The 11235-nt window shown below is 71.9% G+C and carries 9 protein-coding genes; 3 read left to right on the top strand and 6 right to left on the bottom strand.

Annotated features, from left to right (window positions below):
• Window positions 1-52 precede the first annotated feature (52 nt).
• Window positions 53-1207: a glycerate kinase gene (locus tag AC07F3_RS01155; RefSeq protein ID WP_479109230.1), complete on the bottom strand. Its 1155-nt coding sequence runs from the start codon at window positions 1205-1207 to the stop codon at window positions 53-55.
• 142 nt (window positions 1208-1349) lie between these two features.
• On the opposite strand from AC07F3_RS01155, the gene AC07F3_RS01150 reads away from it, so the two are divergent.
• The 3 genes from AC07F3_RS01150 (at window position 1350) to AC07F3_RS01140 (ending at window position 4406) form a co-directional block, all read left to right on the top strand.
• Entirely contained in the window at window positions 1350-3065 is a 1716-nt protein-coding gene (locus tag AC07F3_RS01150; protein WP_479109229.1) for a BCCT family transporter, read from the top strand.
• Window positions 3066-3090: 25 nt separating this feature from the next.
• On the top strand, window positions 3091-3585 hold the full coding sequence (locus AC07F3_RS01145; protein WP_479109227.1) for an NUDIX domain-containing protein: 495 nt from the start codon (window positions 3091-3093) through the stop codon (window positions 3583-3585).
• A gap of 80 nt (window positions 3586-3665) precedes the next feature.
• On the top strand, window positions 3666-4406 hold the full coding sequence (locus AC07F3_RS01140; RefSeq protein WP_479109225.1) for an SIR2 family NAD-dependent protein deacylase: 741 nt from the start codon (window positions 3666-3668) through the stop codon (window positions 4404-4406).
• On the opposite strand, the gene AC07F3_RS01135 is transcribed toward AC07F3_RS01140, so the two are convergent.
• The 5 genes from AC07F3_RS01135 to AC07F3_RS01115 all read right to left on the bottom strand — a co-directional run bounded on the left by AC07F3_RS01135 (window position 4403) and on the right by AC07F3_RS01115 (window position 9883).
• Window positions 4403-4900, bottom strand: coding sequence for a methylated-DNA--[protein]-cysteine S-methyltransferase (locus AC07F3_RS01135; RefSeq protein ID WP_479109223.1), 498 nt, complete (start codon window positions 4898-4900; stop codon window positions 4403-4405). The genes AC07F3_RS01140 and AC07F3_RS01135 overlap by 4 nt on opposite strands.
• 12 nt (window positions 4901-4912) lie before the next feature.
• Complete coding sequence (locus AC07F3_RS01130) at window positions 4913-6382, bottom strand: DNA-3-methyladenine glycosylase 2 family protein (protein WP_479110558.1); 1470 nt, start codon at window positions 6380-6382, stop codon at window positions 4913-4915.
• 334 nt (window positions 6383-6716) lie between these two features.
• Complete coding sequence (locus AC07F3_RS01125) at window positions 6717-7373, bottom strand: HAD family hydrolase (RefSeq protein ID WP_479109221.1); 657 nt, start codon at window positions 7371-7373, stop codon at window positions 6717-6719.
• 74 nt (window positions 7374-7447) lie between these two features.
• Window positions 7448-8443, bottom strand: a complete 996-nt coding sequence (locus AC07F3_RS01120; RefSeq protein WP_479109219.1) for a ScbA/BarX family gamma-butyrolactone biosynthesis protein — start codon at window positions 8441-8443, stop codon at window positions 7448-7450.
• Between the two features lie 225 nt (window positions 8444-8668).
• A complete protein-coding gene (locus AC07F3_RS01115) occupies window positions 8669-9883 on the bottom strand; it encodes a cytochrome P450 (RefSeq protein ID WP_479109217.1) in 1215 nt (404 codons plus the stop codon).
• Window positions 9884-11235: the final 1352 nt, after the last annotated feature.

The raw sequence follows: 11235 nt of genomic DNA, 5'->3' as shown, positions 1-11235 counted from the left end.
GCCGTTGTGCACGCCCGGGCCCGGTACGGCGTCGAGGCCCTTGGGGCGGGAGCTAGCGCAGGAAGTCGCCCGCGATGTTCTGGGCCACCCGCTCCAGGAGCGGGCCCGCGTTGGCGATGCACTGGGCCGTGTCCGGCTCCAGGTCGGTCAGCGGGTAGGCGCGGCGGATGCCCGCCTCGCCGAGCTGGCCCGGCTGGAGCAGGAGGCGGCCGCACACCGCGACGACCTCGATGCCGGCCGCGCGGGCCGCCGCCGCGACGCCCGCCGGGGCCTTGCCGTGCAGCGTCTGCTCGTCGAGGGAGCCCTCGCCGGTGATGACCAGGGTGGCCCCGGCCAGCGCGGGCGCGAAGCCGAGCACGTCGAGCATCACCTCGATGCCGGGCCGGAACGCGGCGTCCAGCGCGACCAGCGCGCCGTAGCCGATGCCGCCGGCCGCACCCGCGCCCGGAGCGAGCGCCGCCTCGGCGGCCTTCGCGCCGAGGGCGCCTTCGAGGACCTTGGCGTAGTGGGCCAGGGCCGCGTCCAGGGTCGCCACGTCCTCGGGCGAGGCGCCCTTCTGCGGACCGTAGACCGCGGGGGCGCCCTTCGGGCCGGTGAGCGGGTTGTCGACATCGCTGGCGAGGACGAGTTCCACGTCCTTGAAACGGGCGTCGAGACCCGAGAAGTCGGCCGTCGCGAGGTCGGCGAGCGCGCCACCGCCGGGGCCGACGGGCTCGCCCGCCGCGTCCAGGAAGCGCGCGCCGAGCGCAGCCAGCATGCCGGCGCCGCCGTCGGTCGTCGCGCTGCCGCCGACGCCGAACACGATGGTGCGGGCGCCCGCGTCGAGCGCGGCGAGCAGCAGCTCGCCGGAGCCGTACGTGGTGGCGGTCAGCGCCGCGAAGACGCCCTCGGGGAGGTGCTGGAGCCCGGAGGCCTCCGCCATCTCGACCACGGCCACGCCGTCGCGTACCGCGTACGCGGCGGTCACCGGGGTGCCGACCGGTCCGGTGACGCGCGCCTCGCGCCGCTCGAACCCGGCCGCCACCGCGGCCGCCACCGTGCCGTCGCCGCCGTCGGCGACCGGCAGGGTCTCGACCCGCAGATCCGGGACGACCCGCCGCAGCCCGGCCGTCACCCGCTCCGCGACCTCCACGGCCGTGAGCGAGCCCTTGAACTTGTCCGCCGCCACGAGTACGCGGGCGGTCTCCAAAACTGCGCCGTCCGTCACCTTGCTATCCCTTGCTTTCGAACAGGCAGTCGCGCCGCTTCAGACCCTATCCGCCCGGCGCGCGCCTGCCCATAGCCGCCAGGCTCCACGGACGGCGCGCCACCCTGAAAAATAGGCTCATTCCCCACCATAGTGGGGCGCCATGAGTATGGATTCGATCGATCGTTCCGGCTCCGGGCCCCCGCCCGGCGACGCGCCCGCCGCGCCCGACCCCTCCCCCGACCACACCGTGATCACCATCGGTGTGCTCGCCGTGGTGGCCGTGGTCGCCTGGGCGGCACTCGGCAAGAGCTCCTTCGACAGCGCCTCCTCGACCGCGCTCGGCTGGGTCCTGAACAACTTCGCCTGGCTCTTCGTGGTCGCCGCGGACACCTTCCTGGTGCTGTGCGTGGTGCTCGCGATCAGCCGGTACGGGCGGATCAGGCTGGGCGCCGACGACTCCGAGCCGGAGTTCACCAACCTGGCCTGGATCGCGATGATGTTCAGCGCCGGCATGGGCATCGGCCTCATGTTCTACGGGGTCGGCGAGCCGCTCACCCACTTCCTGAGCCCGCCCCCCGCGACCGGCGCCCAGCCCGGCTCGGGCGACGCGGCGCGCACCGCCCTGGAGTACTCCTTCTTCCACTGGACGCTCACCCCCTGGGCGATCTACGGCATCGCCGGTCTCGCGCTCGCGTACGCCGGGTTCCGCAAGGCGCGCGGCAACCGGCTCTCGTCCGCGTTCGTGCCGCTCATCGGGGAGCGGCGGGCGGCCGGGTGGCCCGGCCGCTGCATCGACCTGCTCGCCGTGTTCGCGACCGTCTTCGGCACCGCGACGAGCCTGGGCCTGGGCGCGCTCCAGGTCGCCGAGGGCCTCAACATCACCTCGGACGTCGCCAATTCGCGGACGACCCAGCTCGTCATCATCGCCGCGCTCTCGGCGGCCTTCGTGCTCTCCGCCTTCTCCGGCCTGCACAAGGGAGTGAAGTGGCTGTCCACCATCAACATCGTGCTCGCCGCCGTGCTGATGGTCTTCGTGTTCCTGCTGGGCCCCACCGTGTACGTCCTCGACACCATCCCGGCCTCGATCGGCGGCTATCTGCACGACCTGCTCCCGATGGCCAGCCGCACCGGCGCCTTCACCGACCGCGACTGGCTGGGCGCCTGGACGATCTTCTACTGGGCCTGGTGGCTGTCCTGGGCGCCGTTCGTCGGCACCTTCATCGCCCGGATCTCGCGCGGCCGCACGATCCGCGAGTTCCTCATCGGGGTGCTGCTCGTGCCCAGCGGGGCGACGGTGATCTGGTTCTGCGTCATGGGCGGCACCGCGATCCGGCTCGCCTCCACCGGCGCGGCGGACCTCGCCGGCGCGGTCAAGGACGGCGCCGAGGCCTCGCTCTTCGCGATGCTGGACGCGCTGCCGATCGGCACGGTCACCTCGTACATCGCGATGGCCCTGGTGATGACGTACTTCATCACCAGCGCGGACTCTGCCTCGCTGGTGATGGGCTCGCTCACCAGCCGCGGCTCGCTGCATCCGCCGACGTGGCTGGTGGTGATGTGGGGCGTCCTGATGGCGGCGGTCGCGGCGGTGCTGCTCGTCGCGGGGGGCCTCAAGTCCCTCCAGACGGCGACGATCCTGGTCGCGCTCCCCTTCGTCCTGGTGATGCTGGGCCTGTGCTGGTCGCTGGTCAAGGAGCTGCGCGAGGACCCAGGTGCGGGACCCTCGCGTCACGGGGCCCTGCACGGTCTGCGCGACGCGGTACGGGCCATGGTCGGCGACGCGATCACCGAGCAGGGCGCGGCGCGCCACCACCGGCTGCGCCGGGCCGCCAAGTCCCGTACGGGTGACGACGGTTCGGGCCCCCCGCTGCCCTGACGCCGCGCCCCCTAGGCTGGCGACCATGACGACCGACAACGACTACGCCGCCTACATCGCCGGACTCCCCCGCGTGCTCGCCGGGGCCGCCGCCCTGTTCCGGGACGCCGGGGGCCGGGTGCTGCTGGTCGAGCCCAACTACCGCGAGGGCTGGGTGCTGCCGGGCGGAACCGTCGAGTCCGACACCGACGAGACCCCGCGGGGGGCGGCCCGCCGCGAGACCCTGGAGGAGATCGGCCTGGACGTGGAGCTCGGCCGCCTGCTCGCGGTGGACTGGGTGCACGGCGCGGCCCGCCCGCCGATCGTGGCCTACGTCTACGACGGCGGGGTGCTCGACGAGGGCGCCCTGAAGTCGATCCGCCTCCAGGAGGAGGAGCTCCTGTCCTGGCGCCTGGTCCCCCGCGAGGAACTCCCCACCCATCTCCAGGGCGCCCTGGGCCACCGCGTCATGGCCGCCCTCGACGCGTTGGCGGAGGGCCGCGGGACGGTGGAGCTGGAGAATGGACACCGGGTGGGCTGAGTCGCCGAGGGACCAGCGCGCGCCGGGTGCCGCCCGGAAATCCGTTCGCCCCGCCTCCCGGCGCCCCCTACGCTCCCCGCATGAGCAAGCCACTCGTCGCGATTCTCTCCGGTGCCGGGATCTCCACCGACTCGGGGATCCCCGACTACCGCGGTCCCAACGGCCTGTGGCGACGCGATCCCGAGGCCGAGAAGCTCGTGACGTACTCGTCCTACATGGCCGATCCGGAGATCCGGCGCAGGTCCTGGCTGATGCGCCGCGACAGCCCCGCGCGCGCCGCCGAGCCGAATGCCGCGCACCGCGCGGTCGCCGCGCTCGAACGGTCCGGCGTGCCGGTGCGGGTGCTCACGCAGAACGTCGACGGACTGCACCAGCGCGCGGGTTTCCCGGAGCGCAAGGTGCTCGAACTCCACGGCACCGCACGGGCGGTGACCTGCACCCGCTGCCACGCTCGGTCCTCGATGGACGAGGCCCTCGGCCGGGTGTCGGCGGGCGAGGCGGATCCGCCGTGCACCGTGTGCGGGGGCATCCTCAAGTCGGCGACGGTCATGTTCGGCGAGCGGCTCGACCCCGAGGTGCTGTCCTCGGCGATGGGGATCGCCAAGGCGTGCCAGATCCTCATCGCGGTCGGCACGACCCTTCAGGTCCAGCCCGCCGCCTCGCTCGCGGGGATGGCGGCGGACGGCGGGGCCCAGTTGATCATTGTGAACGCCGACCCGACGCCGTACGACGCGCTCGCCGACGAAGTCGTAAGAGAGCCGATCGGCACAGCGCTGCCTCAACTCCTCGCCAGGATCGGCCAGTTGGGCCGTCCGTCCTAGAACAGCACCCCGTCCCCCTCCCCCCGCTCGAACGCGAGCAGCCGCTGCTTGCGGTCGAGGCCGCCGCCGTAGCCGGTGAGGCCGCCGTTCGCGCCGATGACGCGGTGGCACGGGACGATGATGCCCACCGGGTTCTTGCCGTTGGCCAGGCCCACCGCGCGGGAGGCGTTGGGGCTGCCGAGCGCTTCGGCCAGCTCGCCGTAGGAGCGGGTCTGCCCGTACGGGATCTGCTGGAGCTGGTGCCAGACGCGCTGCTGGAAGGGTGTGCCCTGGAGGGCCAGGTCCAGCTTGAACTCGGTGAGTTCGCCCGCGAAGTACGCCTCCAGCTGGCGGACGGCCTCCGGGAAGGGGCCGTCCTGGTCGCGCTCGCCGAAGGTCTCCTGCGGCGGCCGGTGACGCTGGCCCTCCATGTGGAGGCGGCTCAGGACGCCGTCGGCGGCGACCAGGGTGAGCGGGCCGTAGGGGCTGTCGATGACCGTGTGCGTGATGTGCACGGCTGAACTCCCTTATGCGGGCAGGTGGTTGATGGCGTGGCTGTCGGTCGCCCAGAGGTACTGGACGGCGTAGGCCCGCCAGGGGCGCCAGGCCGCGGCGCGTGCCGTGAGGGCGGCGGGGGTGGCGGGCAGACCGAGGTTCTCGGCGGCCCGGCGCATGCCGAGGTCGGTGGGCAGGAAGGCGTCCGGGTCGCCGAGCGCCCGCATCGCGATCGCCTCGACGGTCCAGGGGCCGAAGCCAGGCAGCGCCATGAGCTGGGCCCGGGCCAGGTCCCAGTCGCTGTCGAGGCCCAGTTTGAGGCTGCCGTCCGCCAGGGCCGCGACCAGGGTGGTGAGCGTGGTGCGGCGGCTGCGCGGCAGCGCCAGGCTTTCCGGGTCGATCTCCGCGAGCTGGGCGGGGGTCGGGAAGAGGTGGGTCAGACCGCCCGCCGGGTCCTCGACGGCCTGGCCGTGGGCGACGACGAGCCGGGCCGCGTGGGTGCGGGCGGCGGCCGTCGAGACCTGCTGCCCGAGCACCGCGCGGACCGCGAACTCCGCGGCGTCGACCGTACGCGGCACCCGGCGCCCCGGCGCCTTGTCGACCAGCGGTGCGAGCAGCGGGTCGGTGCGCAGCCGGTCGTCCACGGCGACCGGGTCGGCGTCCAGGTCGAGCATCCAGCGGCACCGGCTGATCGCGATGGTGAGGTCGCGCAGGTCGGTGAGGCGCAGCACGCAGCCGACGTGCTCGGGCTGCGGGGTGAGTTCGGCGATGCCGTGTCCGTACGGCAGGGACAGGGTGCGGCGGAAGGCACCGTCGCGCCACTCCTCGACGCCGGGCACGCCCGTCGCGGCGAGGTGGCCGAAGAGGTTGTCCGGGGTGAGCGGGGCCCGGAAGGGCAGTCGCAGGGTGATCGCGCCCGGTGTCTGGCGGGCGATGCCGCGCGCGGCCCGGGCCCGCAGCTCGGTCGGGGCGAGCGCGAACACCTCGCGGACGGTGTCGTTGAAGGTGCGGATCGAGGAGAACCCGGCGGCGAAGGCCACCTCGGCCATCGGCAGCGGCGTGGTCTCGATCAGGAGCCGCGCGGTCTGGGCCCGCTGCGCCCTGGCCAGGGCGAGGGGCCCCGCGCCGAGCTCGGCGAGCAGCTGGCGTTCGATCTGGCGGGCGCTGTAGCCGAGCCGGGCGGCGAGCCCGGGGACGCCCTCGCGGTCGACGACCCCGTCCCGGATGAGGCGCATGGCGCGGGCGACGGTGTCGGCGCGGGCGTTCCACTCCGGCGAGCCGGGCGTGGTGTCGGGGCGGCAGCGCTTGCAGGCCCGGAATCCGGCCTGCTGGCAGGCGGCCGCGCTCGGGTAGAAGGTCATGTTCTCGACCTTCGGCGGCACCACGGGGCAGCTGGGTCGGCAGTAGATGCGGGTGGTCAGGACGGCCGTGAAGAACCAGCCGTCGAAGCGCGCGTCCTTGGACTGGACGGCGCGTACGCAGCGCTCGGTGTCGGTGTGCATCGGGGCGGGTGCGACGGGGGGCATGGGTCAAGCATCGGGCACCACCCGCCCTCTGGGCTGGCGAGAATCCGACATCGACCTGACGCGACCCGGCACCCCGGGAGCCGCCGCTCGCCCGCTGCGCGGCGGACCGCGACCCGGCAGCGGCACCCCGGAGCCGCCCGCCGCCCCACGGCCCTCGGCGCACCTCACCGGCCGATGCCGACATACGGACCACGGCGCGGCAGGATCGGGTGCGCGGCGCCCCGGGCGATGGGGGTCGCCCGGGCGGTCCGCCCGGGTGGTGCGCAGGGCGCCTGGCCCGCTGGCATGGCGTCCCGCCCCCGGCAGCCTTTCAGACGATGCTGGGCACCCCGGTGTGGAACGCGATGTCCCGGGCGGCCTGGAGGTCGGACTGGAAGTGGACCGCCTGCCAGCCTTCCCGGCGGGCCGCCTCGCAGTTCTCCAGGACGTCGTCGATCAAGAGGCAGTCGGAGGCTCGGGAGCCGACGGCCTCGGCGGCGACGTGGAAGATCTTGGGGTCGGGCTTGCGCACACCGACCTTGCAGGAGTCGATGACGGTCGCCACGTCGTCCGCGACCCCGATCAGCTTCTTCCAATGCGGCTCCCACTCGACCACGTTGTTGGTGAGGAGGCCCACCGTGAAACCCGCCTCGCAGAGCTGCCGCAGCGTCGAGATCATGAGGAAGTTCGGTTCGAGTTCGCCGAACCACTGCCTGCCGAACGTCTCGAACTCGCACCGGGAGAGGTCGATGCCCGGATGGCGGTGGGCCAGGCTCCGTGCGACGCGCCTGCCCCAGTCGATCTCGGTGACCGCCGCGACCTCCAGCGCGGCGAGACCCGGCATGCCGAGTTCGGCGCCGACGTCCTCCATGGCCGCCCACAGCTGCTCCCCCGTGACCCCCGTCTTGCGGTGGTACGAGTCGAACAGCTCCGGGATCGGGGGCGAGAGCACACCACCGAAATCGAACCAGACGGTCTTGAGCGTCATGACGTCCTCCTTGTGGGACTGCCTTGTGTCGTGCGGGGGCGGCTTGCGCGGTGGAGGGGAAGAGGGCGCGGCGGCTACCAGGCGCCGCGCACCAGGGCGAGGCCGATCTCCGCGGTGGCGATGGGCACGCCGTCCTGGGAGACGGTCAGGCTGGTACGGAGGGAGTCGTCCCCGGTGCTGAGGACGGGCACCTCCGCCCGGCAGACGGTGGGCAGTTCGAACTCGCCGAACCGGCTGAACGCCACGTGGCAGGTCTCCACCGCAAGCCGTTGCGGGGCGAAGCCGAAGTGGTCGTGAGCGGCGGCGACGGCCAGCTGGCGGCACGCCTCCTGGAGCAGCACTCCCGGAATGTGGTCGAGCGGGTGGTCGAAGAGGGCGGCGTGCGACTGGTCGACCACCACGTCCGCGGTGAAGCCGGAGGGGTCGGCGCACGGGGTGGCGATGACCACGTTCGCGGGATCCAGCCGCCCCACGACCGAGGGGTCCGCGGCACGCGGCACGCGCACGGTCTGCCCCGGGCTGACGGTCAGCTGGGCGCGGCCGCGCTCCCTGAGCCTGTTCCAGGCACTGCCCGGCATCCACTGGATCGTGATGTCGAGCGCCACCACGGAACGCCCGTCCAGATCGACGTGCATGGTCGCCGTGTAACCCACGGTCTCGGTGCCGCGCAGCTTCCGGTCGGTGACGGTGACTTCGACCACCGATGTGCCGGGCGTGTCGCCGACGCGGAGCCCTGCCCGGTCGACCACCCGCAGGTTGCTGTGGTTCAGGACGAACTTCTGGTCCAGGGGGACACCGAAGTACTCGTGGGCGAGGAGGATCGAGGACTGGCGGCACACCTCCGCCAGGAGCAGCGGGTCGTAGTTCCGCGGCGCCAGGAGGAAATCGCTGTAGAAGCTGTGCACGCGCGGCAGTTGGGCTCCCACGACGAAGGAGTCGGGGCCGACCTGGGCCGAGTCCGTCAGAAACACCTCGCACACGGCTTCCCGGTGCACCTTCACGCGCGGCACCGTCGCGGCGAAGGAGAGCCGCGAGGAATCCAGGTGGCGCTCGCGGGTCATGACACTCATCACGTAAACCTCCATGCGTCCGGGCAGAGTTGGTGGGATTCGAGAGGGTTTTGGGCATGCCGGGAGAGCCCCGGGAGCCGGAGGGCGGGATCACGGAACGTTCGGGACGTGTCTTCCTGGATCCCGCGCCGGGGTGTTCGGTCGAGCGGGTGGCGCCGGGCGCGGGTCCGCCGGATTCGCTCCGGCGGCCCGCTGCCCGCGGTGTTCAGTGAGCGGGCCGGGAGGTCACCAGGTGACCGGGAGCGAGGAGGGGCGGCGCAGTCCGATGCCCAGGTCCCAGGGCACCTCGTCGACCGCGCAGGCCAGCCGCAGGCCGGGCATCTCCTCGATCACCTTGGTCAGTACGAGGGTCATCTCCAGCCGGGTCATGGCCGCGCCCATGCAGTGGTGCATGCCGTAGCCGAACTGGAGGTGGCGCTTCGCGTCGCGATCGAGGTCGATCGCCAGCGGGTTCGGGAAGACCTCCGGGTCCCGGTTGGCCTGGTTGACGTTCGGGTAGACCACGGTGCCCGCCGGGATGGTCCCGTAGCTGGTGGTCAGGTCCTGCTTGAGCAGGCGGGGGAACGTGCCCGGGGTGCCGAGCGGCATCAGCCGCAGGACCTCCTCGATGAGCGCGGGTACGGCCGCGCGGTCCTCGACGAGCCGGGTCCAGATGTGCGGGAGGCTCAGCGCCACACACGCGGTCTTCGCCAGCATGGTGGCCACGTTGTTGTCCCCGCCGAGGACGACCCCCATCACGATTCCGTCGAGGTCCGTCGGGGTGAGTCGGGGCTCCACCTCCGTCGCGCCGCGCCGGTAGTGGTCGATGAGCCCGCCGGGCTCGGCCGGCTCCTCGCCGCGGACCAGCCGCTGCACATAGCCGTACAGCTCGGTCCAGTTGGTGGCGAGGCCCTCGATGTCGGTGGGGTCCGCCATCTGGATGACCCGGCCGGCCGCGTGCATCCAGGCCCACTTCTCGGCCGGTACGCCCAGCAGTTCGCCGGTGACGGCGGGGGCGACCACCTCGAACACCGAGCGGACCAGGTCGGGTTCGGCCGTGCCGTCCCGCAGGGCGGCCAGGCACTCGGCGGTGACCCGCTCCACGATCGGCCCCAGCCGGGCGACGCCCTGCACGCTGAAGTCCTGGGAGATGAAGGTACGCATCCGGGCGTGGACCGGCTGGTCGAGGTTGATCAGCACCTCGGGGGCCCACGTGGTGGGCATGAAGCTGGGCCCTCCCTCGACGTTGCACTCCGCCCGGCTGGAGGTGGAGTCGGCGAGGACGGCACGGACGTCCGCGTAGCGGGTCAGGTTGACCGCCTCGTGCCCGCTGGGCAGTTCGATCCACGGAAGGCCGTCGTTGCGCGTCAACTCGCGGTAGGGCGGCGGGGTTTCGAGATGGGGTACGGCGTGGACGGTGGGCTTGTCGGCGACGGGTGTCGCGACCGTGGCAGAACTCATGACTCCTCCTCGTGGGGCGAAAGACCTCGTGGGGACGGCAGCGTCGGGCACCGGCCGGGCCGCGTCAGGGGCGGCGGCAGGCCGGACGAGGCTCCGGAGGCGGGCAGGGCCGCGCACACCGGCGCCTGGACAGAACGCGGGCGGGGAAAGGACCGGCTCATAGGGCCGGATACCGAAAAAGGGGTGGCGGAATGCGGTCTCGTCAGAGACCGGGCCGGGACGGGGCAAGGCGATACGGCCGACGGTCGGACCGCCTCATCGGACCGCTTCCGGGAACAGCCCGTGTACAGGGCGGAGTTGTCCCGTAGAGCGAAGGCGCGCGAGCACGCCGAACCCGCTCGTGTCGCGGGCTTCGCTGCAGACCTCAGGTCCGGGGAAAAAGGTGCAACGCCGCACCACCCCGAGAAACGATGAGGGAAGGGAAATGCCTGGAATTACCGGCGTCTTCGGCAACGGCCGGAAGCCGTGCACGATTCATTGCGCGAACAGGGCACCGAAATTACCTGTCTGAAATATCTGGGCCTCTGTTGCATACACACTGTGGCAGTACTGATCAATGGATCCATGACTGACATACCTCAGGCGACGGAAATCCGCCGCTCCCCCATTCCATGTAACGCAGAGGTTTCTTGCAGGCTCAACAGCGGTACCTAGGACCGAACCCGATCGAAACATCGAGAGCCGGGACAGCCCGACGAGTGGACCGCACCCTGCGGCAGGTTCGACTCACGGCCTGTCGATTCAGGCCGGGCCGTGTCGGCGGGCAGGAATCCGAGAGCCGGACACGGGGATTCCACCCGGCATCCGAACAGCGGCAGCGTCATACATCCCCCTCTCCCCGTTGAACCCTTCGAGCCTCTTCGGCATTTCGACGCGGGAGCTCCAGGAGATCCCCCGTCCAAGGGTGCCAATATCGGCCACCCCCTTGGTTCTATCAAGATCGTACTTGAATGCTCGACGGTCGCACTATGAACCAAGTCACAGGAAGCTCAGAGGGATTGGAAATCCCGGTGAGCCACTGAAGATGCTGCGTACATCTGACGGTCGGGGCATCCGGTGCGTACAGGTCGGAGATCCGGTGGATGCAGGCGCCAATCAAGTCGCCCGCATGCGCCGGAGTTTCGCAGTGGTACGTGTCCGGGGCCGCCTGTCCTCATGGATCCACGCATCCGGATTCGTGGGATGGATCAACTCGCTTGTCTCTGCGGGCCTTTCGGCCCATGGAGGCGATCGCATGACCGGTTCGCGGCGCCAACTGGCCTCGCGGGCGCACGAGATGCGTGCTCGACGTACGCGGCGGCGCGGTGGAACAGGCCCGCCCCTGGCCGGAAACGGGGGATGGCGGCCAGGGG

This window comes from Streptomyces sp. NPDC045846, from assembly GCF_056431605.1.
Note: the sequence above shows the minus strand (reverse complement) of the source record. Positions and strands in the feature narration are given on the sequence as shown.

Bases quoted from the DNA above. Each gene is read 5' to 3' on its own strand.
- AC07F3_RS01115 (WP_479109217.1), bottom strand. From the start codon at position 9,883: ATGAGTTCTGCCACGGTCGCGACACCCGTCGCCGACAAGCCCACCGTC.
- AC07F3_RS01140 (WP_479109225.1), top strand. From the start codon at position 3,666: ATGAGCAAGCCACTCGTCGCGATTCTCTCCGGTGCCGGGATCTCCACC.
- AC07F3_RS01120 (WP_479109219.1), bottom strand. From the start codon at position 8,443: ATGAGTGTCATGACCCGCGAGCGCCACCTGGATTCCTCGCGGCTCTCC.
- AC07F3_RS01150 (WP_479109229.1), top strand. From the start codon at position 1,350: ATGAGTATGGATTCGATCGATCGTTCCGGCTCCGGGCCCCCGCCCGGC.
- AC07F3_RS01130 (WP_479110558.1), bottom strand. From the start codon at position 6,382: ATGCACACCGACACCGAGCGCTGCGTACGCGCCGTCCAGTCCAAGGAC.
- AC07F3_RS01145 (WP_479109227.1), top strand. From the start codon at position 3,091: ATGACGACCGACAACGACTACGCCGCCTACATCGCCGGACTCCCCCGC.
- AC07F3_RS01125 (WP_479109221.1), bottom strand. From the start codon at position 7,373: ATGACGCTCAAGACCGTCTGGTTCGATTTCGGTGGTGTGCTCTCGCCC.